This is a genomic window from Pantoea sp. RIT-PI-b (genome assembly GCF_001187905.1).
GTDB lineage: Bacteria > Pseudomonadota > Gammaproteobacteria > Enterobacterales > Enterobacteriaceae > Pantoea > Pantoea nemavictus.
On the sequence record NZ_LGIS01000020.1, the window covers coordinates 275,772 to 299,336 of the forward strand.

General features: G+C 49.7%; 22 protein-coding genes and 1 pseudogene. 14 read left to right on the top strand and 9 right to left on the bottom strand.

What is annotated here, in order from left to right; genetic code table 11:
* The first annotated feature begins 90 nt into the window (after positions 1 to 90).
* The 4 genes from rssB to AC790_RS13990 all read left to right on the top strand — a co-directional run bounded on the left by rssB (position 91) and on the right by AC790_RS13990 (position 4,594).
* A complete protein-coding gene (gene rssB / locus AC790_RS13975) occupies positions 91 to 1,107 on the top strand; it encodes a two-component system response regulator RssB (protein ID WP_049852183.1) in 1,017 nt (338 codons plus the stop codon).
* A 193-nt stretch (positions 1,108 to 1,300) separates the two neighbouring features.
* Entirely contained in the window at positions 1,301 to 2,209 is a 909-nt protein-coding gene (gene galU / locus AC790_RS13980; RefSeq protein WP_007892362.1) for a UTP--glucose-1-phosphate uridylyltransferase GalU, read from the top strand.
* 23 nt (positions 2,210 to 2,232) lie between these two features.
* Positions 2,233 to 3,576 (top strand): UDP-glucose/GDP-mannose dehydrogenase family protein, encoded by a 1,344-nt coding sequence (locus AC790_RS13985; protein ID WP_007892363.1) that lies wholly within the window; start codon positions 2,233 to 2,235, stop codon positions 3,574 to 3,576.
* Positions 3,577 to 3,586: 10 nt separating this feature from the next.
* Positions 3,587 to 4,594: an NAD-dependent epimerase gene (locus AC790_RS13990; RefSeq protein ID WP_049852184.1), complete on the top strand. Its 1,008-nt coding sequence runs from the start codon at positions 3,587 to 3,589 to the stop codon at positions 4,592 to 4,594.
* Positions 4,595 to 4,690: 96 nt separating this feature from the next.
* On the opposite strand, the gene hns is transcribed toward AC790_RS13990, so the two are convergent.
* Positions 4,691 to 5,098: a histone-like nucleoid-structuring protein H-NS gene (gene hns / locus AC790_RS13995; protein WP_007892366.1), complete on the bottom strand. Its 408-nt coding sequence runs from the start codon at positions 5,096 to 5,098 to the stop codon at positions 4,691 to 4,693.
* A 414-nt stretch (positions 5,099 to 5,512) separates the two neighbouring features.
* On the opposite strand from hns, the gene tdk reads away from it, so the two are divergent.
* Entirely contained in the window at positions 5,513 to 6,133 is a 621-nt protein-coding gene (gene tdk / locus AC790_RS14000) for a thymidine kinase (RefSeq protein ID WP_049852185.1), read from the top strand.
* Positions 6,134 to 6,193: 60 nt separating this feature from the next.
* Here the strand turns inward: tdk and adhE are convergent, their stop codons facing one another.
* A complete protein-coding gene (gene adhE, locus AC790_RS14005) occupies positions 6,194 to 8,869 on the bottom strand; it encodes a bifunctional acetaldehyde-CoA/alcohol dehydrogenase (protein ID WP_007892370.1) in 2,676 nt (891 codons plus the stop codon).
* A gap of 445 nt (positions 8,870 to 9,314) precedes the next feature.
* Here adhE and AC790_RS14010 point away from each other — a divergent pair, with 445 nt between their 5' ends.
* The 7 genes from AC790_RS14010 to oppF all read left to right on the top strand — a co-directional run bounded on the left by AC790_RS14010 (position 9,315) and on the right by oppF (position 17,925).
* A complete protein-coding gene (locus tag AC790_RS14010) occupies positions 9,315 to 9,962 on the top strand; it encodes a YchE family NAAT transporter (protein WP_007892371.1) in 648 nt (215 codons plus the stop codon).
* Between the two features lie 571 nt (positions 9,963 to 10,533).
* Entirely contained in the window at positions 10,534 to 12,168 is a 1,635-nt protein-coding gene (locus AC790_RS14015; RefSeq protein ID WP_049852186.1) for an ABC transporter substrate-binding protein, read from the top strand.
* A 159-nt stretch (positions 12,169 to 12,327) separates the two neighbouring features.
* Complete coding sequence (oppA, locus tag AC790_RS14020; protein WP_007892375.1) at positions 12,328 to 13,968, top strand: oligopeptide ABC transporter substrate-binding protein OppA; 1,641 nt, start codon at positions 12,328 to 12,330, stop codon at positions 13,966 to 13,968.
* A gap of 80 nt (positions 13,969 to 14,048) precedes the next feature.
* Entirely contained in the window at positions 14,049 to 14,969 is a 921-nt protein-coding gene (gene oppB / locus AC790_RS14025; protein ID WP_007892378.1) for an oligopeptide ABC transporter permease OppB, read from the top strand.
* A 15-nt stretch (positions 14,970 to 14,984) separates the two neighbouring features.
* A complete protein-coding gene (gene oppC, locus AC790_RS14030; RefSeq protein ID WP_007892380.1) occupies positions 14,985 to 15,893 on the top strand; it encodes an oligopeptide ABC transporter permease OppC in 909 nt (302 codons plus the stop codon).
* Positions 15,894 to 15,904: 11 nt separating this feature from the next.
* Positions 15,905 to 16,924 carry an ABC transporter ATP-binding protein gene (locus AC790_RS14035; protein ID WP_007892382.1) on the top strand — a complete coding sequence of 340 codons (1,020 nt, stop codon included), beginning with the start codon at positions 15,905 to 15,907 and terminating at the stop codon, positions 16,922 to 16,924.
* Positions 16,921 to 17,925: a murein tripeptide/oligopeptide ABC transporter ATP binding protein OppF gene (oppF, locus tag AC790_RS14040; RefSeq protein ID WP_007892384.1), complete on the top strand. Its 1,005-nt coding sequence runs from the start codon at positions 16,921 to 16,923 to the stop codon at positions 17,923 to 17,925. Before AC790_RS14035 ends, oppF begins: the two co-directional genes overlap by 4 nt.
* Positions 17,926 to 17,972: 47 nt before the next feature.
* Here the strand turns inward: oppF and AC790_RS14045 are convergent, their stop codons facing one another.
* Together AC790_RS14045 and cls are read right to left on the bottom strand one after the other, a co-directional pair.
* Positions 17,973 to 18,302 carry an HI1450 family dsDNA-mimic protein gene (locus AC790_RS14045; RefSeq protein WP_196761379.1) on the bottom strand — a complete coding sequence of 110 codons (330 nt, stop codon included), beginning with the start codon at positions 18,300 to 18,302 and terminating at the stop codon, positions 17,973 to 17,975.
* 37 nt (positions 18,303 to 18,339) lie between these two features.
* Positions 18,340 to 19,800 (bottom strand): cardiolipin synthase, encoded by a 1,461-nt coding sequence (gene cls, locus AC790_RS14050; protein ID WP_007892388.1) that lies wholly within the window; start codon positions 19,798 to 19,800, stop codon positions 18,340 to 18,342.
* Positions 19,801 to 19,962: 162 nt separating this feature from the next.
* Here cls and AC790_RS24750 point away from each other — a divergent pair, with 162 nt between their 5' ends.
* Positions 19,963 to 20,136, top strand: a complete 174-nt coding sequence (locus tag AC790_RS24750) for a YciY family protein (protein ID WP_007892390.1) — start codon at positions 19,963 to 19,965, stop codon at positions 20,134 to 20,136.
* A 193-nt stretch (positions 20,137 to 20,329) separates the two neighbouring features.
* Here AC790_RS24750 and AC790_RS14055 read toward each other — a convergent pair whose 3' ends face one another.
* Positions 20,330 to 20,626 carry a YciI family protein gene (locus AC790_RS14055; RefSeq protein WP_007892393.1) on the bottom strand — a complete coding sequence of 99 codons (297 nt, stop codon included), beginning with the start codon at positions 20,624 to 20,626 and terminating at the stop codon, positions 20,330 to 20,332.
* 204 nt (positions 20,627 to 20,830) lie between these two features.
* On the opposite strand from AC790_RS14055, the gene tonB reads away from it, so the two are divergent.
* On the top strand, positions 20,831 to 21,559 hold the full coding sequence (tonB, locus tag AC790_RS14060; protein ID WP_180821907.1) for a TonB system transport protein TonB: 729 nt from the start codon (positions 20,831 to 20,833) through the stop codon (positions 21,557 to 21,559).
* Positions 21,560 to 21,612: 53 nt separating this feature from the next.
* On the opposite strand, the gene yciA is transcribed toward tonB, so the two are convergent.
* The 4 genes and pseudogenes from yciA to AC790_RS25145 all read right to left on the bottom strand — a co-directional run.
* Positions 21,613 to 22,032 (bottom strand): acyl-CoA thioester hydrolase YciA, encoded by a 420-nt coding sequence (yciA, locus tag AC790_RS14065; protein ID WP_049852188.1) that lies wholly within the window; start codon positions 22,030 to 22,032, stop codon positions 21,613 to 21,615.
* Positions 22,033 to 22,086: 54 nt separating this feature from the next.
* Entirely contained in the window at positions 22,087 to 22,626 is a 540-nt protein-coding gene (locus AC790_RS14070) for a septation protein A (protein WP_007892400.1), read from the bottom strand.
* A gap of 59 nt (positions 22,627 to 22,685) precedes the next feature.
* Positions 22,686 to 23,420: a YciC family protein gene (locus AC790_RS14075; protein ID WP_049852189.1), complete on the bottom strand. Its 735-nt coding sequence runs from the start codon at positions 23,418 to 23,420 to the stop codon at positions 22,686 to 22,688.
* Between the two features lie 27 nt (positions 23,421 to 23,447).
* Positions 23,448 to 23,540, bottom strand: a pseudogene (locus AC790_RS25145) (YkgJ family cysteine cluster protein); the annotation flags it as partial.
* Between the last annotated feature and the right edge of the window lie 25 nt (positions 23,541 to 23,565).

Sequence of the window (23,565 nt, forward strand, 5' to 3'; positions counted from 1 at the left end):
TTCACAAGTGTTGCTACTTCAGTCGATTCTGAAAGGCGCAACTGCATTTTATGAACCACTATTGAATTATCTGGTACGCAGGGGGAGAGAATGGAAAAACCGCTAATCGGCAAAAAGATTCTCATTGTCGAAGATGAGGTCGTTTTCCGTTCATTGATAGACAATTTACTGACAGGTTTGGGCGCAAGCACGCTTGAAGCTGGTGATGGCCTTGATGGTTTGACCTTACTGTCCGCACAGTCAGTGGATTTGGTTATTTGCGATCTGGAAATGCCGCGCATGGGGGGCATTCCGTTTGTTGAACGCATTCGTACGCGCGGCAACAATGTGCCCATTTTGATTATCTCTGCCACACAAAATATGGCGGATATTGCGCATGTATTGCGATTGGGCGTTCAGGATGTGTTGTTGAAACCGCTTAAAAACCTTGAACGCTTCAGAGAGGCCGTATTCGAGTGTCTTTATCCATCGATGTTCACTTCAAAGGTGGAGGAAGATGAGCAGCTTTTTCAGGATTGGGATGCTCTGGTAAGCGATCCATTGGCCGCGTCGAAATTACTCAAACAATTACAGCCGCCGGTTCAGCAAACTATCGCCAATTGCCGTATTAATTATCGCCAGCTCACCATGGCTGAACAGCCGGGGTTAGTGCTGGATATTGCGGCATTATCTGATAACGATCTTGCATTCTACTGTCTTGATGTGACGCGCGCTGGAGATAACGGTGTGTTAGCCGCGCTGTTACTGCGTGCATTATTTAACGGTTTATTGCAGGAACAACTCTCTGGACAAAAGCAGCGATTGCCAGAGTTAAATGGTCTGCTGCGTCAGGTCAATATGCTATTGCGGCAGGCCAATCTCAGCGGTCAGTTCCCTTTGCTGGTGGGTTATTACCATCGACAATTGAAAAATCTGATACTGGTTTCGGCCGGTTTGAATGCCACGCTGCATATTAATACCCACCAAATTCAACTCAGTAACGGCGTGCCACTCGGTACAATGGGCAGTACCCATCTCAACCAAATCAGCCAGCGCGCAGATGCATGGCAGTGTCATATTTGGGGTGCCGGCGGCAGGCTACGTTTGATGCTATCAGCTGAAGAATAATCAACCGGATTTAAATTTTCCGCGGGTTAAAGACAGGACCAGGGGCAAGCTTTACACTTGGGTAATAGTCTTAATTTCCGCGGATTAGCTCCATCCAGGATAAATCCGCCTGATAGTAACTGATATACTCATTTCGTTTTTAAACCGACATATCAAGTATTAACTTGAACGGCCTATTAAGAGAGGTATTTAGATGTCTGCCTATAAGACTAAAGTAAAAAAAGCGGTAATCCCTGTTGCAGGTCTGGGTACGCGTATGCTGCCTGCTACTAAAGCTATTCCAAAAGAGATGTTACCGCTGGTCGATAAGCCGTTGATCCAGTATGTCGTGAATGAGTGCATTGCAGCAGGCATTAACGAGATTGTGCTGGTTACACACTCTTCTAAAAACGCCATCGAAAACCACTTTGATACCAGTTTTGAACTGGAATCCATGCTGGAAAAACGTGTTAAACGTCAGCTGCTGGATGAAATCCAGTCAATCTGCCCACCACACGTAACCATCATGCAGGTTCGTCAGGGTATTGCCAAAGGTCTGGGCCATGCGGTGATGTGTGCACATCCACTGATTGGCGATGAGCCTTTTGCCGTTATCCTGCCAGACGTCATCATTGATGAATACGAATCTGACCCAACCAAAGATAACCTGGCAGAGATGCTGACTCGCTATGAAGAGAGCGGTCGTAGCCAGATCATGGTTGAACCTGTAGCTGATGTTACCGCTTATGGCGTGGTTGACTGCCAGGGCGCTGATCTTGCACCAGGCCAGAGCGCGCCAATGGTGGGCGTAGTTGAGAAGCCTAAAGCTTCAGAAGCTCCATCTAACCTGGCAGTAGTGGGTCGTTACGTGCTGTCTGCTGATATCTGGCCGCTGCTGGCTAAAACCCCTCCAGGCGCAGGTGGCGAAGTTCAGCTGACTGACTCCATTGCAATGCTGATGGAAAAAGAGACCGTTGAAGCTTATCACCTGAACGGCGTAAGCCATGACTGCGGTAACAAACTGGGTTACATGCAAGCCTTTGTTGAGTACGGCGTTCGCCATCCAGTATTGGGTAAAGATTTTACCCAGTGGCTCGAAGGCGCTGTAGGCAACAAAAAGTAACTCAATAAACACAGGATAATTCAATGAAAGTCACTGTATTTGGTATCGGCTATGTCGGTCTGGTTCAGGCTGCGGTGTTAGCCGAAGTCGGACATGACGTTCTCTGTATTGATGTCGACGAAAAGAAAGTCGAAAATTTAAAGAAAGGCCATATTCCGATTTTTGAACCAGGCCTGACGCCACTCGTAATGTCTAACTATGAGTCGGGTCGCCTTAAGTTCAGCACCAATGCGGAAGAAGGCGTCAATCATGGTGTGATGCAGTTCATCGCTGTGGGTACTCCACCCGATGAAGACGGTTCTGCCGATCTGAAATATGTGACTGCAGTTGCGCGCACCATTGCACAGCACATGAACGATCATAAAGTTGTTATCGACAAATCTACTGTGCCAGTGGGTACAGCGGATCGTGTTCGTGCGGTAATGACGGAAACGTTGCAAAAGCGCGATGTGAATATCGCTTTTGACGTGGTTTCAAATCCGGAATTCCTCAAGGAAGGCGCCGCAGTTAATGACTGCATGCGTCCGGAGCGTATCGTCGTCGGAACGGATAACGATGAAGTGGTTGAGCTGTTACGTGAACTGTACGAACCGTTCAACCGTAATCATGATCGTATGATTTTAATGGATATCCGTAGTGCAGAGCTGACGAAATACGCGGCAAACTGTATGCTGGCAACCAAAATCAGCTTCATGAATGAGATTTCCAACCTGGCAGAACGTCTGGGAGCCGACGTCGAGAAAGTTCGTCAGGGTATTGGTTCCGACTCGCGTATCGGTTACCACTTCATCTATCCAGGTTGTGGTTACGGCGGTTCTTGTTTCCCGAAAGACGTGCAGGCGCTGATTCGCACTGCTGAGTCTATCGGCTACACACCGCGCCTGCTGCAGGCGGTAGAAGACGTTAACGATTCTCAGAAGAGCAAGCTGCCGAACTTCATCAAGCGCCATTTCGGTGACGATCTGCGCGGCAAGACCTTCGCTCTGTGGGGACTGGCATTCAAACCCAACACTGACGACATGCGTGAAGCTTCTAGCCGTGTGCTGATGGAAACGCTTTGGGAAGCGGGTGCAACGGTTCAGGCGTTTGACCCGGAAGCGATGGATGAAGCCCAGCGCGTTTACGGTCATCGTGATGATCTTAAGCTGATGGGTACTAAGGAAGCCGCGCTGCAGGGTGCGGATGGCTTAGTTATCTGTACTGAATGGCAAAACTTCCGTGCGCCAGATTTCGATGTCATCAAAAATGCGTTAAAACAACCCGTGATTTTTGATGGTCGTAACCTGTATGATCCAGAGCGTATTAGCAAACGCGGCTTCACGTACTATGCAATCGGCCGCGGAGCGTCAATTAAAACCGTAGAATAATGAGGGATGTATGAAGTTTCTGGTCACCGGCGCGGCAGGTTTTATTGGATTTCACGTTAGTCAGCGCTTGCTGGCCGCTGGTCACCAGGTTGTCGGTATCGATAACCTGAATGACTACTATGATGTCAGCCTGAAACAGGCCCGATTGGATCAGAACACTCAACATCCTGATTTTATTTTCGTAAAAATGGACCTGGCGGATCGCCAGGCCATTTCTTCTTTATTCGCTGAGCATGCGTTTGAACGCGTAATCCATTTGGGCGCTCAGGCCGGCGTACGTTATTCGATTGAAAATCCACATGCCTATGCTGATGCTAACTTAATCGGTCACCTCAATATTCTTGAAGGTTGCCGCCATCACAAGATCGGCCATCTTTTATATGCATCATCCAGTTCAGTATACGGGCTCAACCGTAAAATGCCTTTTTCAACGGACGACTCCGTTGACCATCCTGTTTCACTTTATGCGGCCACTAAAAAAGCCAACGAATTGATGTCGCACACCTATTCTCATCTTTATCAATTACCCACGACTGGATTACGCTTCTTCACCGTTTATGGACCCTGGGGCCGTCCGGATATGGCTCTGTTCAAATTTACCCGTGCGATGTTAGCGGGTGAGCAAATTGATGTGTATAACAACGGGCAAATGACGCGCGACTTCACCTATATTGATGATATTGCAGAAGCGATCGTGCGTTTGCAGGATGTCATTCCGACATCAGATGATAAATGGACAGTTGAAGCGGGTTCTCCAGCAAGCAGTTCAGCTCCCTATCGTGTTTTCAACATCGGTAATAGCCAACCTGTAAGTTTGATGACTTACATTGAGTCGCTGGAAAAGGCGCTGGGAATTGAGGCAAAGAAAAATATGCTGCCAATGCAACCTGGCGATGTGCTGAGTACCAGTGCTGATACCCAGCCGCTGTATGAAGCAATTAACTTCCGCCCACAAACGGGTGTGGAAGAGGGTGTGAAGCATTTTGTTGAATGGTATCGCCACTTCTATCAACAATAACTGAGCATAAAAAAAGGAAGCCTATGGCTTCCTTTTTCTTACCTGGTGGAAAGTGAATACACTATTTGCTATTCACAATTCGAAGCACTGAAATGATTACAGAAGGAAATCGTCCAGTTGTTTTCCTTGTTCTTCAATTGCTTTTTTAATTACTGCAGGCGTCCGACCTTGACCAGTCCAGGTGCGGTTTTCACCGTTTTCGTCGACATATGAATATTTAGCAGGACGAGCAGCACGCTTGGCTTTACTGGATGTTTTGGTCTCAGATAATGCCTGCAACAATTCATTCGGATCGATACCGTCTGCAATTAACATCTCACGATACTGTTCAAGCTTGCGATTACGTTCGGCATTTTCCGTTTGTAGATGCGAATCTTCTTCGCGACGCTCATTGACTACAACTTCGAGTTTTTCCAGCATCTCTTCCAGCGTTTCCAGAGAGCATTCCCGAGCTTGTGCGCGCAATGTACGGATATTATTAAGAATTCTAAGTGCTTCGCTCATTGTCCTAATCCAAAATATATTAAATGGGAGTGGTTCTGCCGTCTCATAATAGTGTTGCGAAAAAATAACTGCAATAGCCAGATTTAAAAGCAAAACGTAAATTAAAAAATGAAGCGTGATTTTAGAACGATACACAAAATATATTTACGCGTTCAGTGATCTTTTTAAGCTGAGCCTTTGTACCGCATGCATTACCATCAGCTATTCCTAACACTTCACCAGTAATAGTAATGAATAAAATATCGGCATAAGTCGTACTTTGCCAAAACGTGCTTTCTTAGTATTGTTGCAGCGAAACAGCGCTTACTAATGATGTTAATTTGAGCAGATGATAAAAAGAATGCATCGCTACAGCTATACAACTTTATGCTAGACTGCGGCGCAACAGATTTAGGCTGCGATGAGATTTTGCTTATGGCTCAACTTTATTTTTATTACTCTGCGATGAATGCGGGCAAATCAACGGCTTTGCTTCAGTCTTCCTATAATTATCACGAACGCGGTATGCGTTCGCTGGTTTATACCGCTGAAATTGACGATCGCTTTGGCGCGGGCAAAGTCAGTTCACGCATCGGCCTCTCGTCTCCTGCGTTTTTATATAACGCAGAGACGAAGCTGGATCAGGATATTGCCGCCGAGCATGCTAAACAAGCAGTGCACTGTGTGTTGGTCGATGAAAGTCAATTCCTCACGCGTGAGCAGGTTAAAGCGTTGTCTGATGTGGTAGATAACCTTGATATTCCGGTACTGTGTTACGGATTACGTACCGATTTTCGCGGCGAGTTGTTTGTTGGTAGCCAATACTTACTTGCGTGGGCGGATAAACTGGTTGAGTTAAAAACCATTTGTCATTGTGGCCGTAAAGCCAGCATGGTTTTACGTCTCGATGCAAACGGCAAACCTTTCAGTGAAGGCGAACAGGTCGTTATTGGTGGTAATGAGCGCTATATTTCAGTGTGTCGCAAGCATTATAAGCAAGCGATTGATGAAGGTTCGTTAAACGCGATATATGGGGCACAACAGCCGCATGCATAGCCATCATGCTGGATAAGAAACTAAAAAACCCGCCGGAGCGGGTTTTTTAGTTAAAACAATTTAAACTTTCTTCGCTTTTTTCTCGATCTTAACTTCTAGTTTAGTCTCTTCAACTCTATCGCTATAAGATTCTGAAAACTCACGTCCGTAGAAAGTATCCAGCATGATTTGTTTAAGTTCAGCAATCAGCGGATAACGTGGGTTAGCGCCAGTACATTGATCATCAAATGCGTCTTCAGCAAGTTTATCGACTTTCGCGAGGAAATCAGCTTCCTGTACACCGGCTTCGCGGATAGAAGTTGGAATGCCCAATTGAGTTTTCATCTCTTCAATCCAGGCCAGCAGTTTCTCTATTTTTTGTGCGGTACGATCTCCAGCCGCTGACAGTCCCAGATGATCGGCAATTTCAGCATAACGACGGCGCGCTTGTGGGCGATCGTACTGACTGAATGCTGTCTGCTTAGTCGGATTGTCATTCGCGTTATAACGAATTACGTTTGAAATCAGCAGGGCATTAGCCAGTCCGTGTGGGATATGGAACTCAGAACCCAGTTTATGCGCCATTGAGTGACATACACCTAAGAAGGCGTTAGCGAATGCGATACCCGCGATAGTTGCCGCATTATGTACACGTTCACGTGCCACAGGATTTTTAGCGCCATCGCGATAGCTGGCGGGCAGATTTTCTTTCAGCAGTTTCAGCGCTTGCAGCGCCTGGCCGTCAGAATATTCATTCGCTAATACCGACACGTAAGCTTCAAGCGAGTGCGTAACTGCATCCAGACCGCCGAAGGCGCAAAGTGAGCGCGGCATGTCCATGACCAGGTTGGCATCAACAATCGCCATATCCGGGGTGAGGGCATAGTCCGCCAATGGATATTTTTGACCAGTAGCATCATCGGTTACCACGGCAAACGGCGTTACTTCAGAACCGGTACCAGACGTGGTGGTAATAGCAATCATGCGTGCTTTGACACCCATTTTCGGGAACTTATAGATACGTTTACGGATGTCCATAAAGCGCAGCGCCAGCTCTTCGAAATGGGTCTCTGGATGTTCGTACATAACCCACATGATTTTTGCTGCATCCATCGGTGAACCACCGCCAAGCGCAATAATTACGTCCGGTTTAAAGCTGTTCATTTGCTCAGCACCTTTACGAACGATACTGAGCGTTGGATCTGCTTCTACTTCAAAGAAAACTTCTGTTTCGATGCCGTGTGACTTCAGTACACGGGTGACTTGATCGGCATAGCCATTATTAAACAGGAAGCGGTCGGTGACGATAAAGGCGCGTTTAGCACCATCAGTTGCGACTTCTTCAAGGGCAATTGGCAGTGAACCGCGACGGAAGTAGATAGACTTTGGAAGTTTATGCCACAACATATTCTCAGCTCGCTTGGCCACGGTTTTCTTGTTAATGAGATGTTTTGGTCCCACGTTTTCAGAAATGGAGTTACCACCCCATGAACCACAGCCGAGCGTCAGTGACGGAGCCAGTTTAAAGTTGTACAGGTCTCCGATACCGCCTTGTGAGGCCGGTGTGTTGATCAGAATACGTGCGGTCTTCATTTTGTCGCCGAAATAGTGCACGCGTTCAATCTGGTTATCCTGATCGGTATACAGACAGGATGTATGGCCGATACCGCCCATGGTCACCAGTTTTTCTGCTTTATCGACAGCGTCGTAGTAATCCTTCGCGCGATACATCGCTAATGTCGGTGACAGTTTTTCATGGGCAAATGGCTCAGATTCATCAACCAGCTTCACTTCACCAATCAGAATTTTGGTATTAGCCGGAACGCTAATGCCTGCCAATTCGGCAATTTTCGCCGCGGGCTGCCCAACTATTGCAGCATTCAGGGCACCATTTTTCAGGATAATGTCCTGAATCGCTTTCAGCTCTTTACCTTGCAATAGGTAGCCGCCGTGGCTTGCAAAACGTTCACGCACGGCGTCGTAAGCGGAATCAACCACAATGACGGACTGTTCAGATGCACAAATGACGCCGTTATCGAAGGTTTTTGACATCAGGATAGATGCGACAGCACGCTTGATGTCGGCCGTTTCATCAATAACGACAGGCGTATTACCCGCCCCCACACCAATTGCAGGTTTACCTGAGCTGTAAGCCGCTTTAACCATGCCCGGACCACCGGTTGCAAGGATTAAGTTAATATCCGGGTGATGCATTAATTGATTCGAAAGCTCAACCGAAGGCGCATCGATCCAGCCGATAATATCCTTTGGCGCGCCTGCTGCAATCGCCGCTTGTAGCACGATGTCTGCGGCTTTATTGGTCGCGTCTTTTGCACGTGGATGCGGGGAGAAGATAATACCGTTGCGGGTTTTAAGGCTGATCAACGCTTTAAAAATGGCGGTTGAGGTCGGGTTGGTGGTTGGCACTATGCCGCAGATCAAGCCAATCGGTTCAGCAATGGTAATTGTGCCGAAGGTATCATCGGTGGCGAGAATGCCGCAGGTTTTCTCATCTTTATAGGCGTTGTAAATGTATTCAGATGCAAAGTGGTTTTTTATGACTTTATCTTCAACAATACCCATGCCAGATTCAGCGACGGCCAGTTTGGCCAGCGGGATTCGTGCATCTGCAGCGGCGAGGGCTGCAGCGCGGAAAATTGCATCAACTTGTTCCTGACTAAAATTAGCGTACTCACGCTGTGCCTTTTTTACACGCTCAACCAGTGCATTAAGTTCGGCAACATTAGTAACGGCCATAGTGCTCTCCTGAAGGAAGTTAAACTCTTTTAGTAAACAAGCCTGAATCCAGAAGTATAGTCCCGCGATGCTTAACTATTGGTCAGGTTGGCGACAATTTGCCTTTGCTTACTAAAAGGGTTTCCTGGTCAAGATGTTTGTAAATCAGGAAATGCTTTCGATGCGGTAAGATTACCCCTGATGGGGTAGGTGAATTTTGATATAGATCAATCCAGACCCAAGCTGACACCTTTCAGCACGAACTTTCGCAAGTAAAGTTAGCGCGATGTGCCACACATTCTGAATCCGTAAGCGTCATCCACATAACCTGACATTAACCGTAGTTGAATTAACTGATATATAGCGAAAAAAGCAGCATAAATTTCTGCTCCTGGCACTGGTTTTCTGCCCGGCTTTTGCTCTACATTAAGCGCGATTTTCTTCTCACACCTTACCGGAGCTTCCTTTGAACCCCGTGCTACTCGACCTTTCCGGCTACATTAAATTTTTTGTCGGCTTGTTTGCCCTGGTAAATCCGGTAGGCATCATCCCGGTCTTTATCAGCATGACCAGCTATCAGGCTGTAGCAGAGCGCAATAAAACCAATCTCACGGCCAACCTTGCCGTGGCCATTATTCTCTGGACGTCACTGTTTCTCGGGGATGGCATCCTGCATCTATTTGGCATCTCGATTGATTCTTTCCGCATCGCAGGCGGTATTTTGGTTGTTACCATCGCGATGTCGATGATTAGCGGAAAACTGGGCGAAGATAAACAGAATAAGCAGGAGAAGTCAGAAAGCGCCATTCGCGAAAGCATTGGCGTGGTGCCACTTGCCTTGCCCTTAATGGCAGGCCCAGGTGCCATTAGCTCAACGATCGTTTGGAGCACGCGTTATCACAGTTGGCAGAACTTAATTGGCTTCACTATTGCGATTGCGATTTTCGCCTTCTGCTGCTGGCTGCTGTTTCGTGCAGCACCCTTAATGGTACGCGTACTGGGTCAAACTGGGATTAACGTCATTACCCGAATCATGGGATTATTACTGATGGCGTTGGGAATTGAATTTATTGTCACCGGCATGAAATCGATCTTCCCCGGATTACTCAATTAATCAGGTTATTTTCAGATTTTAAATGGCGATTGAACCAAAATGGTGCGTCCTGACATTTCATTGCACCATTTTGGTAATTTTATTCATGTTTCTTAACTCATTCCCTGTAACATCACTTTTACTACTTACACCCCTCTGTGCATCTCAAAACTCACATCTTATTGTGATTATTGTCACAGTTTAATGCTCTGAATAATCACGTTGAATTAGAATTCATGAAAAGCTAATTACTTAATTAAAGGCAATTTATGCGTGTTTTTGTTCATTTCGCAGTTAAATGGGTAAAAACTATAAGCTAAAGATAATAATGAATAAACTTGCAGCATTAAAATCATTTAATGATTTTCAATCAATAGGTTGCATGATTTTTTAGTTAGAAAATTAACACTTCTCCTTACCTACTGAACGTGATAAAAGAGAATCTGCTAACATTTTTGCAGTTTAGCTTTGGCGTGCGGGCATCAGTTCTGATAATTTTCGGCACATCACAAATTTTTTATATGATAGCGACAAATGTGTACGCTTTTTGCTTAAAGGCTATCGGGCTTATGATTAAGGTTGATATTTGTTGATGAAATGCATGGTAGCGCAAACGGCCGCACGTTCATTTATTGCGTTGTGCCTAACGGGAGTTTTGGTACAAAGTCAGGCAGCACAGGTACCAGCGGGTACGCAGTTATCAGATTCACAACGAATAGTGATCAATAACGGTAGCGAAGTTGCAACGCTGGACCCGCAAAAAGCGGAAGGTGTACCTGAGTCCAATGTGATGCGCAATCTTCTGGAAGGGTTGGTTGAAACCGATAATAACGGACAACTCGTGCCGGGTGTGGCTAAGCAATGGCAAAGTAATGAAGGGCGCATCTGGACTTTTACGCTGCGTGACGATGCGCGTTGGAGTAACGGCCAGCCCGTTACAGCACAAGATTTCGTTTATAGCTGGCAGCGTCTGGCTGATGCAAAAACAGCCTCACCTTATGCCAGCTATTTGCAGGCGGCGCATGTCGCGAATATTGATGCCATTTTATCGGGCAAAGCGGCTCCCACTGATCTTGGCGTTAAAGCCTTAGACGATCATCATCTGCAAGTAACGTTATCCGAACCCGTTCCCTATTTTGTTGCCATGCTGGCTCACAGCGCGATGAAACCGGTCTATCGTCCGGCGATTGAGCAATGGGGCGAGCAGTGGACGCAACCGCAGCATTATATTGGCAATGGTGCTTTTACGCTGAATGAATGGGTAGTGAATGAAAAAATCACGGTTAAGCGCAACCCATTCTATTGGGATAATGCCCACACAGTGATTGAACAAGGGGTGTTTTTACCTATCTCTTCGGAAAACAGTGATATTAACCGCTATCGCAGCGGTGGCACTGATATGACTAATAGCGCGGTGCCGCCTGAAATGTTTAATAAATTACAGCAGGATCTTGGAGATGAAGTCAAAATCAGCCCGCTGCTGTGTACCTTCTATTACGAAATCAATAATAAAAAAGCACCGTTCAATGATGCGCGGGTGCGCACCGCATTAAAATTAACGCTCGACCGCGACATTATTGCCAAAAAGATCATGGGACAAGGGCAGATTCCAGCCTATGGTTTGACGCCGCCATTTACCCAAGGCATTACACTTTCTCCTCCCGCCTGGGCGCAACAAACCCAGACAGCACGCAATGCCGCCGCCAAACAGTTGTTGGCTGAAGCCGGTTTCAATGCGCAACATCCCCTGCGATTCACGCTGCTGTATAACACCTCAGAACAGAATAAAAGGCAGGCGATTGCGGCGGCATCCATGTGGCAGAAAAACCTTGGCGCGGTGGTGACGTTGCAGAACCAGGAGTGGAAAACGTTGCTGGAAACGCGACATCAGGCGCAATACGACGTGGTTCGTGCCACCTGGTGCGCGGATTACAACGAGCCCTCAACTTTCCTCAACATGTTGCTGAGCGGCTCATCGATTAATACCGCATTTTACCAAAGCTCTGCTTTTGACCAGCTCATGAAGCAAACGCTCTCTACTACGGATGAAGCTAAACGCGCCTCGCTTTATCAACAGGCTGAAGCTCAACTGGATAAAGACTCGCCGATAGTGCCGGTCTACTACCGCGTAAGCGTGCGGCTGGTGAAACCTTGGGTGGGTGGATTCACCGGTAAGGATCCGCAGGACATGCTGGCGTTGAAATACTATTACATAAAGAAACATTGAGTAATGTGGCGATCCGGCGCTACAGTCGGGCGGCACTTTACCGTGGTAAACCCTGAAGGGTGATTAGGGTCTTCGTACAGACAGGCGGAGTTCACCTGGAAACGGGGTACGCCGGGCGTTTAATCGACCTGGTGAAGATAATAAAACTGGAGCGTAATAATGAACAACATCACGAAAAAAAGCCTGATTGCTGCAGGCGTCTTGGCAGCAATCGGCGCGCTGGCAGGGAATGCCGCGCTGGCAGCAACAGTGCCAGCAGGCGTTGAATTGGCAGCAAAACAGGAACTGGTTCGCGGTAACGGCGATGAAGTACAGTCGCTTGATCCGCATAAGATTGAAGGTGTGCCAGAAGATAACATCGCGCGTGATCTGTATGAAGGTCTGATCACCAGCGACAGCGATGGTAAACCGGTACCGGGCGTGGCGGAAAGCTGGGAAAACAAAGATTTCAAAGTCTGGACTTTCCACCTGCGTAAGAATGCCAAATGGTCCAACGGCGAGCCGGTTACGGCACAAGATTTCGTTTACAGCTGGCAACGTCTGGTCGATCCGAAAACCGCATCGCCTTATGCCAGCTATCCGCAATATGGTCACATTGTGAATGTCGATGACATCATCGCCGGTAAAAAACCGACGTCCGAGCTGGGTGTAAAAGCCATCGACGATCACACGCTGGAAGTGACGCTGAGCGAGCCGGTACCGTACTTCTATAAGCTGCTGATCAACTCCGTTATGTCGCCGGTCTACAAACCAGCAATCGATAAATTTGGCGACCAATGGACCCAGCCGCAGAACTGGGTGGGCAACGGCGCCTTCAAACTTGAATCACACGTCATCAACGAACGCGTTGTGCTGGTGCGTAACACCCAGTATTGGGATAACGAACATACCGTACTGAACAAAGTCACCTTCCTGCCAATTAACTCTGAAGTCAGCGACGTTAACCGTTACTTCTCTGAAAATGGCAGCGATATTACCTACAACAACATGCCAATCGAGCTGTTTAAAAAACTGCAGCGTGACAACGGTAAAGAGTTGATGGTGAAGCCGTACCTGTGCACCTATTACTACGAAATCAACAACCAAAAAGCGCCGTTCACCGATCCACGCGTACGTACCGCACTGAAACTGGGTCTGGATCGCGACATCATGGTGAACAAGGTTCTGGCACAGGGCCAGCAACCGGCTTACAGCTTCACGCCGCCGGCTACCGATGGTATGGAACTGCTGCCGCCGGATTGGTTCAAGTGGGATCAGAACAAGCGTAACGAAGAGGCGAAAAAGCTGCTAGCCGAAGCGGGTTATACCGCGGATAAACCGCTGACCTTTAACCTGCTCTACAACACCTCCGATCTGCATAAGAAACTGGCGATCGCCGCGTCTTCCATCTGGAAGAAAAATATCGGTGTGAACATCAAGCTAGAGAACCAGGAGTGGAAAACCTTCCTGGATACGCGTCATCAGGGCAACTTTGATGTGTCTCGTGCAGCATGGTGTGCGGATTACAACGAACCTACGTCGTTCCTGAATATCATGTTGTCTGATAGCAGCAGTAACACCTCACACTATAAGAGCGCTGACTTCGATAAAGTTATTCACGATGCAGTTAAAGCTGCCGACGACAAAGCGCGCGTAGCGGATTACCAGAAAGCTGAGCAGATTCTGGATAAAGACAGCACCATTGTGCCAGTTTACTACTACGTCAACGCACGTCTGGTGAAACCTTACGTGGGTGGTTATACCGGTAACGATCCGCTGGATAAAACCGTCGATAAAAATCTGTATATCATTAAACATTAATAGCACTCAGGCTATCGATAGTGGCGGTGCTGCGGCACCGCCTTTTTACTTTGTGAAGCAACAGCCTGGTAGGTACGGCAATGTTAAAATTCATCCTGCGTCGGCTCCTGGAAGCCATCCCGACGCTGTTTATCCTCATCACCATCTCATTCTTTATGATGCGACTGGCACCCGGCAGTCCATTTACCGGCGAACGTGTGCTCTCGCCTGAAGTGATGGCCAATATCGAAGCGAAATACCATCTCAATGACCCGATTGGGAAACAGTATCTCAGCTATCTGGTCCAGCTGGCACATGGCGATTTTGGTCCATCGTTTAAATATAAAGATTATTCAGTGAACTATCTGGTAGGCCATGCCTTCCCGGTTTCAGCCAAACTCGGTCTGGCGGCATTCTTCCTTGCCGTGGTGCTGGGCGTGACGGCGGGCGTCATCGCTGCCTTAAAGCAAAACAGTTTGTGGGATTATGCCGTGATGGGGGTCGCGATGACCGGCGTGGTGATCCCCAGCTTTGTCGTTGCACCTTTACTGGTGCTGGTCTTCGCGATCACTTTACGCTGGCTGCCCGGCGGTGGCTGGAACGGCGGCCAATGGAACTACATGCTGCTACCGATGGTCGCGCTCTCGCTGGCCTACATCGCTAGTATTGCGCGTATTACCCGCGGCTCGATGATTGAAGTCATGCACTCAAACTTTATCCGCACGGCACGCGCCAAGGGTTTACCGTTGCGTCGTATCGTACTGCGTCATGCGCTCAAGCCCGCCATGCTACCGGTTCTTTCCTATATGGGACCTGCGTTTGTCGGCATCATCACCGGTTCTATGGTCATTGAATCCATCTATGGTTTGCCGGGCATTGGCCAGCTGTTCGTTAACGGGGCACTGAACCGTGACTATTCGCTGGTGATGAGTCTGACCATTCTGGTTGGCGTGCTGACCATTCTGTTTAACGCGATCGTTGATGTGCTGTACGCCGTGATCGATCCGAAAATCCGTTACTGATTGTGGAGCTCGCCCATGATGTTAAGTAAGAAAAACAGCGAAGCTCTGGATGCCTTCAGTGAAAAACTGGAAGTCGAAGGGCGCAGCCTATGGCAGGATGCGCGTCGCCGCTTTATTCACAACCGTGCTGCGTTCATCAGTCTGTTGGTGTTACTGGTGATCACGCTGTTCGTGGTGTTTGCACCGATGTTGTCGCAGTTCAAATATGACGATACCGACTGGGCGATGATGTCTGCCGCGCCGGATACCGTTTCTGGCCATTGGTTTGGTACAGACTCATCGGGGCGCGATCTGCTGGTGCGCGTCGCGATTGGTGGTCGTATCTCACTGATGGTCGGCATCGCTTCCGCCTTGATCGCGGTACTGGTGGGCACGCTCTATGGCTCATTAGCCGGTTATCTGGGCGGTAAAATTGACTCAGTCATGATGCGTATCCTCGAGATCCTCAACTCCTTCCCGTTCATGTTCTTCGTCATCCTGCTGGTAACCTTTTTCGGTCGCAACATTCTGCTGATCTTTGTCGCGATTGGCATGGTGTCGTGGCTGGATATGGCGCGTATTGTGCGCGGTCAGACATTAGGCCTGAAGCGTAAAGAGTTTATCGAAGCGGCGCAGGTGGGCGGGGTGAGCACCTTCAATATCGTGTTGCGTCACATCGTGCCTAATGTGCTGGGCGTGGTGGTGGTGTATGCCTCGTTGCTGGTGCCGAGCATGATTCTGTTCGAATCCTTCCTCAGCTTCCTTGGCCTTGGGACGCAGGAACCGCTCAGCAGCTGGGGCGCTCTGCTCAGCGATGGCGCCAACTCAATGGAAGTGTCGCCGTGGTTGCTGATGTTCCCGGCAGGTTTCCTGGTGGTCACGCTGTTCTGTTTTAACTTTATCGGCGATGGCCTGCGTGATGCCCTCGACCCGAAAGATCGTTAAGGAGTTTCCCGATGACCATTCATGAATTTCAGCCAGCAATGGCTGCGCGTGCGGGAAACAGTAACCTGCTGCTTGATGTGAAAGATCTGCGCGTCACCTTTAGTACCCACGACGGTGATGTCACTGCTGTGAACGACCTCAATTTTTCACTGCATGCGGGTGAAACACTGGGCATTGTCGGTGAGTCCGGATCGGGTAAATCACAAACCGCGTTTGCCTTGATGGGCCTGCTGGCAAAAAATGGTCGCATTGGTGGTTCAGCCAAGTTCAACGGCGCGGAGATCCTTAATCTGCCCGAGAGCAAGCTGAACAAACTGCGTGCCGAGCAAATTGCGATGATTTTCCAGGACCCGATGACCTCGCTCAATCCTTACATGCGCGTTGGCGAGCAGTTAATGGAAGTGCTGAAGCTGCACAAAGGGATGAACAGCGCACAGGCCTTTGAAGAATCGGTGCGTATGCTGGATGCGGTAAAAATGCCGGAAGCGCGTAAGCGCATGAAGATGTTCCCGCACGAGTTCTCTGGCGGTATGCGCCAGCGTGTGATGATCGCCATGGCGCTGCTGTGTCGCCCGAAACTATTGATTGCCGATGAACCCACCACGGCGCTCGACGTCACCGTGCAGGCGCAGATCATGACGTTGTTAAATGAGTTGAAGCGTGAATTCAACACCGCAATTGTGATGATTACCCACGATCTCGGCGTGGTCGCGGGCATCTGTGACAAAGTCTTGGTGATGTACGCCGGTCGTACCATGGAGTATGGTCGCGCACGCGATGTGTTCTATCAGCCGGCGCATCCTTATTCCATTGGGCTGTTAAGCGCGGTACCGCGTCTGGATGCCGAAGAAGGTGAGTCACTGACCACCATTCCAGGTAACCCGCCAAATTTGCTGCGCTTACCGCAAGGCTGTCCGTTCCAGCCTCGTTGCGCCTACGCCATGGACATCTGTTCCAAGGCACCGCCGCTGGAGCCTTTTGCTGAAGGTCGTCTGCGTGCCTGCTTCAAGCCGGTGGAGGAATTAGTATGAGCACCGTAGTTGAAGAGAAAAAAGTTCTGCTGGAGATCGCCGATCTCAAAGTGCATTTCGAGATTAAAGATGGCAAACAGTGGTTCTGGCAACCGCCGCACACCTTGAAAGCGGTAGATGGTGTCAGCCTGCGTCTGTACGAAGGTGAAACGCTCGGTGTCGTCGGTGAATCGGGCTGCGGTAAATCGACGCTGGCGCGCGCTATCATTGGGCTGGTGAAAGCCACTGAAGGACGTGTAGCCTGGTTAGGGCGCGATCTGCTGGGGCAAAGCCAGGAAGAGTGGCGCCAGGCACGCAGCGACATCCAGATGATCTTCCAGGATCCGCTGGCGTCGCTGAATCCGCGTATGACCATCGGCGATATCATCGCTGAACCGCTGCGCACCTATTATCCGAAGATGCCGCGCCAGGACGTGAAGGATAAGGTGAAAACCATGATGATGAAGGTTGGGCTGCTGCCAAACCTCATCAACCGTTATCCGCATGAGTTCTCTGGTGGTCAGTGTCAGCGTATTGGTATTGCGCGTGCACTGATTCTCGAACCGAAGTTAATCATCTGTGATGAGCCGGTATCAGCGCTGGACGTGTCGATTCAGGCGCAGGTGGTTAACCTGCTGCAGAAGTTACAGCGCGAAATGGGGCTGTCGTTGATCTTTATCGCGCACGACCTGGCGGTGGTGAAACACATCTCCGATCGCGTGCTGGTCATGTATCTCGGTCATGCGGTTGAGCTGGGTACTTACGATGCGGTGTATAACAATCCGCAGCATCCCTATACTCGTGCGCTGATGTCAGCCGTGCCCATTCCCGATCCGGATCTGGAGAAGAATAAGCAGATTCAGCTGCTGGAAGGGGAGTTGCCGTCGCCGATTAATCCGCCATCGGGATGCGTGTTCCGTACGCGTTGTCCGATTGCCGGACCAGAGTGCGCCAAAACGCGACCGCTGCTGGAAGGCAGCTTCCGCCACGCGGTATCGTGCTTAAAAGTCGATCCGCTCTAAAACAAAACGCCGGGCAAATGCCCGGCGTTTTTTCTCTCAGTCGTCGCTTACTCGCGCCAAAGGATATGGCAGAGTTTATGATCTTTTTCACGGCACAGCAGAACACGCGCAAACACATCGGTAATCGGCTCGCCATCAGCTTCACCTAATCCAATCACCACTTCAGCGAAGAAGTCAGGGTTAAGATCAAAATCGACATGTTCCTGCCAGTCTTCTGCAGGATCGAACAGTTCTGCGCCACCGCGCTCTTCAAACTGCAAATTAAAGAGAATAATGTCAGCGGGATCGAGGTTGTCGCCAGCCAGCTCAAGAAAAATATCGTAAGCCTGCTCCAGCGTTTCATCTTCAGTAAGGCGATTATTTAAATCCATGGTCATTCCTGCTTGCCGTGAGGCGGTAATATTTTCGCTCGTTTTACAGTAAAGGACTAAAGAAGTAAAACAGTCGTTCAACGATGCGTTGCCACCAGGCACGTTTCGCCCAGCGCGCACCATCCAGCAAGCGTGAGCGAGCGATATAATCATCCTGTACGGTGGCGAGATCGCTGCCGAAGCCGTCATCATCAACCACCAGTGTTATCTCAAAATTAAGCCACAGGCTGCGCATATCCAGGTTGACGGTGCCGACCAAACTCAGTTGCCCATCAACCAGCACGCTCTTGGTATGCAGCAAGCCATCTTCAAATTGATAGATTTTTACGCCGGCTTCCAGCAGTTCGGTAAAGAAGGCACGGCTTGCCCAGCCCACCAGCAGCGAATCATTGTGGCGTGGCACAATGATGCTAACTTCCACCCCGCGCAAGGCAGCGGTACAGATAGCATGCAGCAGGTCATCACTCGGTACAAAGTAGGGCGTCGTCATGATCAGCTGCTCACGCGCCGAATAAACCGCCGTGAGCAATGCCTGATGAATCATATCTTCCGGGAAGCCGGGGCCGGATGCGATCACCTGAATGGTATGGCCGCTCTCCTGCTCGAACGGCATCACATTGCCATCTGGTGCTGGCGGCAGAATGCGTTTACCGGTTTCAATCTCCCAGTCACAGGCATACACAATGCCCATTGTGGTCGCGACCGGACCTTCCATGCGTGCCATCAAGTCAATCCACTGGCCAACGCCCGCTTCCTGTTTGAAAAAGCGCGGATCGACCAGGTTCATACTGCCGGTGTAGGCGATGTAATTATCAATTAACACCACTTTACGGTGCTGCCGTAAATCCATGCGGCGCAGGAACACACGCAGCAAGCTGACCTGTAGCGCTTCAACCACATCAATGCCCGCATTACGCATCATATTGACCCACGGACTGCGGAAGAAGGTGACGCTGCCTGCTGAGTCCAGCATTAAGCGGCAATGCACGCCACGGCGCGAGGCTGCCATCAGCGATTCCGCAACCTCATCGGCTAATCCACCGGGATGCCAGATATAGAACACCATCTCAATATTGTGGCGAGCCAGTTGAATGTCACGAATTAATGCGTGCATGACGTCGTCGGCGTTAGTCAGTAGCTGTAGCTGGTTACCTTTAACACCCGCGATGCCCTGACGATGACGACACAAATCAAATAACGAACGCGCGACATCACTGTGTTCAGTAGCGAAAATATGGCGGCACTGTTTAAGATCGTTCAGCCATTTAGCGGTGGAAGGCCACATGGTTCGCGCGCGTTCGGCGCGTCGTTTGCCCAAATGCAGCTCTCCAAATGAGAGATACGCGATTATACCCACCAGCGGCAGTATGTAGATGATCAGCAACCAGGCCATTGCTGAGGTGACCGCACGACGTTTCATCAGAATTCGTAGCGTGACACCCGCAATCAGCAGCCAGTAACCAAACAGCAGCAACCAACTGATAAGGGTATAAAATGTGGTCATTAAGTGGACGTCCTGTTCGCGCTTTGTTGTGCAAAGTTTACGTGCTGATCACAGGTAGTGAAACCTTTAATCGTGAATGACGTTTCGATGAAGCTTTCGATTTGGCATTTGCTAACAGATCTTTATAATGCCTGCCGAGTGTAGCCGGTCTGAGAGGGTGTGATGAGACGCAGCAAAAATGAAGTGGCGCGCTGGAGAATGTTACGTCAGGTACACCGTCGTCGTTCTCGTTGGCTGGAAGGGCAATCGCGTCGTTATAAACGCATCCATACTATTCGTCATCAGGTGGCGCAGCAGCATCGCCGCTCCATCCTGTTTATCTCACAAATGGTGTGATTAACCTGCGCGGTCATCAAGCGCCGGCGCGTAGCACCAGCAGGACGTTGACCATCTGTACCGCTGCTGCCAGCACAATCATCATGACAATTTGCTGCCGAGCGTGGCGCCAGCTATGCCGGCGCCATACAACAAGTGCTCTGCCGATGAGCGCTAAAGCAAGCACCAGCAGTAAAACGGACTGCCACATAGATCAGAAGACGCGTTTGAACGGCTTAACCGCGACTTTCTCATACACACCTGCGGCAATATAAGGATCATCCTTGGCCCATGATTCCGCCACTTCCAGTGACGAGAATTCGGCAATGATCACCGAACCGGTGAAACCCGCCGGACCAGGATCGTTACTGTCAACCGCTGGCAGCGGGCCCGCAGCAATCAGTCGACCTTCATCTTGCAACAGCTTCAAACGAGCAAGATGTGCGGGACGTACCGAATTGCGTTTTTCCAGTGAATCAGCGGTATCTTCCGCATAAATGACGTAAAGCACGATGGGATACTCCCGTTAGACTTGCCGAAATTGCGTGACACGTTAAGTGATCGTTAATCAGAGTGCAAACGAAAGATAAATACGCTGTCATTCAGCGCAATCAGGGTTAAAAAAGCCCTTTCTGACGGCGCTTGCACATCGCTTATTGAAACTGATTGCTATTTGCATTTAAAATCTGCGCTTCACTCAATGAACATGAATGATATGACCACGTTGACTACGCCTTTGCCTACACGTACCCCCATCGCTGTAATTTTATCCGTGGTACTTCACGGTTCGTTGATTGCTGGCATTCTCTATGCATCGTTTCATCAGGTAATTGAAGTTCCAAAAGCATCGCAACCCATCAGCGTTTCGCTGGTAGCGCCTGAAGTGCAACCCGAGCCCGCTCCAGCGGAGGTGACGCCACCGCCGCCAGAACCTGAGCCGGAGCCAGAAGTTGCGCCTGAGCCACCTAAGGTTGAGCCGGTGCCGATTCCTAAACCGGAACCCAAGCCGAAGCCTAAACCTAAACCGAAGCCAAAGGTTGAGAAGAAGCCGGAGCCAAAACCGCGTCAGGAAGTGAAGCCGCAGGAAAATCCGGTGAAACAGGAAGCGCCAACCACGCAAACGCGCCCAACTACCGCGCCAAAAGCCAATCCGACCGCGACCCCCAGCGTTTCCGATGGGCCGAAGGCAATGAATGTCAGCAAGCCTGCGTACCCAGCGCGTGCGTTTGCGCTCCGGGTTGAAGGGCGTGTGCGTGTACAGTTTGATGTGGATAGCGATGGACGTGTTGATAACGTCGAGATCCTCTCTGCCGAACCGCGCAATATGTTCGAGCGGGAGGTTAAGCAGGCGATGAAGAAATGGCGCTATCAGCCGGGGCGTCCTGGCAAGAATTTAACGATGAATATCGTGTTCCGCATCAATGGCGGCGCCAATATCGAATAAGCGTAGGCAGAGAATGGGCAAAAAAAAGCGGTCAACTGACCGCTTTTTCTGCGTTATAGATCACTCAAATTACTTCTGCCGGGCGGCAACGGGCGCGATTGACCGGTATTGTCGACCGCCACGTAAACAAACACGGCTTCAGTTGCGCAGTACGTTTGACCGATGGGGTCGGACGAGACTTTCTTAATCCACACTTCTACATTTATGGTCATTGAGCTGTTGCCAGTGCGAATGCAGCGGGCGTAACAGCTCACTACATCACCAACCGCCACCGGCTTCAGGAAGGTCATTCCATCCACGCGCACGGTGACTACCCGACCTTCGGCAATTTCTTTGGCCTTAATCGCGCCACCCATGTCCATCTGCGACATCAGCCAACCACCAAAGATGTCACCGTTGGCATTGGTATCCGCCGGCATTGCCAGGGTACGCAACACCATTTCGCCTTGCGGCGACTTATGTTTTTCGTCCATTGCTCAGTTCTTCTGCAGGTGAAGAGAAGCCCGACGATGTCGGGCGGAGTGTTATTATTTTTGTTCTTGTTGCGGCATCTGTCGCCAGATATAAACGCCGCTTAACAGGGTGAAGAGTAGGGTCAGGCCGGTCAGACCGAACACCTTAAAGTTAACCCAAAACTCTTGCGATAACCAAAATGCAACATAAATATTTGCCAGGCCGCAGGCGAGGAAGAAGATGGCCCAGGCAACGTTGAGGTTACGCCAAACGCCTGATGGCAGCTGCAGCTCTTTACCCAACATGGTTTGAATCAGCGGCTGCTTCATAAACCACTGGCTATATAGCAGCGCCACCGCGAACAGAGAATAAATTACCGTCACTTTCCATTTGATGAACTCATCGTTATGGAACACCAACGTCAGCGTGCCAAATACCGCAACCAGCACAAAGGTGAAAATGGTCATCTTTTCCAGCTTGCGGTAAAGCACCCAACTGACGACCAGCGCCAGGCCGGTGGCGACAATTAGCGCGCCGGAGGCCACAAAGATGTCGTACAGCTTGTAGAAGATGAAGAAAACCACCAGGGGAAGAAAATCGAGTAACTGCTTCATAGCGTTTCCAATTAGGGCAGGAGCGTACAGTTATGGCGCTCAAATGAGCGCCATAACGATTAACGTAACAGCATATACAGCCGGTACAGATAAATAATCAGCACAGCAGAGACCAGATTACCCAGCGCATTCAATACCACGGAGGCGATGTTAGCGGGCAGTACCGTCAGCGATGAAAAGAAGAACATCAACACAATCTTCGCCAGCAGCCATAGCACAATCGCAGGCGCAATCACCTTAATATTCTTCCAGGCGAGGCGCATGCTAGCGCGCATGGCACCTATTACACCGAGCTTCTCATTAGCAAGAATCACTGGCGCCAGCGAAAACAGAATCGCCAGAATTACGCCTGGCACCATCAGCACCATAAAGCCCAGTTGCACCAGCAGGGTGATCAGGAAAGTTTGCAGCAGCAGCTTTGGCAGCATGGGTGCTGAAGCACCGATAGCGCGCAGCGCGCTGACGCGTTGTCCGCCTGACACCATCGGGATCAGCATTAGCATGCCGCCCAGCAGCAGCGTGTTACCAATCAACGCGGCAAATGTGCCTGCAGCAGAAGCGCGCAGCAGAATACGTTGCTGATCCGGCGACATATTTTGTACCAGCTCAAACAGCGATGATGCGCTGTCATCGGACTGGCTCAACAATGATAACTGGTCTTCACCTGGCGTTAACGCGTGGCCGACGATCACAGTAATGAACGACGTCAGCAGCGCCAGCAGTAAAATAGTAACCAACTGATGGCGCAAAAAATTTCCTGTGTCACGGTATAACGAGCTTGCCGTGATAGACATGTAAACTCCTTGAAAGAACCGGATTAATTAACCCGGCGATTGTACATGTTCTACTGGCGTGCTGGCACCCGCATTGCGATAACTTTCTGTCATGTCTGGTAAAGAAGGGTGAAAAAGCGCAGTAAATGCGCAGCATGTTGGGGTT

Coding starts and splice junctions, on each gene's coding strand:
- rssB (WP_049852183.1), top strand. CDS start 91: ATGGAAAAACCGCTAATCGGCAAAAAGATTCTCATTGTCGAAGATGAG.
- tdk (WP_049852185.1), top strand. CDS start 5,513: ATGGCTCAACTTTATTTTTATTACTCTGCGATGAATGCGGGCAAATCA.
- cls (WP_007892388.1), bottom strand. CDS start 19,800: ATGACCACATTTTATACCCTTATCAGTTGGTTGCTGCTGTTTGGTTAC.
- AC790_RS24750 (WP_007892390.1), top strand. CDS start 19,963: ATGAGACGCAGCAAAAATGAAGTGGCGCGCTGGAGAATGTTACGTCAG.
- tonB (WP_180821907.1), top strand. CDS start 20,831: ATGACCACGTTGACTACGCCTTTGCCTACACGTACCCCCATCGCTGTA.
- hns (WP_007892366.1), bottom strand. CDS start 5,098: ATGAGCGAAGCACTTAGAATTCTTAATAATATCCGTACATTGCGCGCA.
- oppA (WP_007892375.1), top strand. CDS start 12,328: ATGAACAACATCACGAAAAAAAGCCTGATTGCTGCAGGCGTCTTGGCA.
- adhE (WP_007892370.1), bottom strand. CDS start 8,869: ATGGCCGTTACTAATGTTGCCGAACTTAATGCACTGGTTGAGCGTGTA.
- AC790_RS14035 (WP_007892382.1), top strand. CDS start 15,905: ATGACCATTCATGAATTTCAGCCAGCAATGGCTGCGCGTGCGGGAAAC.
- AC790_RS14045 (WP_196761379.1), bottom strand. CDS start 18,302: ATGACCATGGATTTAAATAATCGCCTTACTGAAGATGAAACGCTGGAG.
- AC790_RS14070 (WP_007892400.1), bottom strand. CDS start 22,626: ATGAAGCAGTTACTCGATTTTCTTCCCCTGGTGGTTTTCTTCATCTTC.
- AC790_RS14075 (WP_049852189.1), bottom strand. CDS start 23,420: ATGTCTATCACGGCAAGCTCGTTATACCGTGACACAGGAAATTTTTTG.
- oppB (WP_007892378.1), top strand. CDS start 14,049: ATGTTAAAATTCATCCTGCGTCGGCTCCTGGAAGCCATCCCGACGCTG.
- AC790_RS13990 (WP_049852184.1), top strand. CDS start 3,587: ATGAAGTTTCTGGTCACCGGCGCGGCAGGTTTTATTGGATTTCACGTT.
- yciA (WP_049852188.1), bottom strand. CDS start 22,032: ATGGACGAAAAACATAAGTCGCCGCAAGGCGAAATGGTGTTGCGTACC.
- oppC (WP_007892380.1), top strand. CDS start 14,985: ATGATGTTAAGTAAGAAAAACAGCGAAGCTCTGGATGCCTTCAGTGAA.
- AC790_RS13985 (WP_007892363.1), top strand. CDS start 2,233: ATGAAAGTCACTGTATTTGGTATCGGCTATGTCGGTCTGGTTCAGGCT.
- oppF (WP_007892384.1), top strand. CDS start 16,921: ATGAGCACCGTAGTTGAAGAGAAAAAAGTTCTGCTGGAGATCGCCGAT.
- galU (WP_007892362.1), top strand. CDS start 1,301: ATGTCTGCCTATAAGACTAAAGTAAAAAAAGCGGTAATCCCTGTTGCA.
- AC790_RS14015 (WP_049852186.1), top strand. CDS start 10,534: ATGAAATGCATGGTAGCGCAAACGGCCGCACGTTCATTTATTGCGTTG.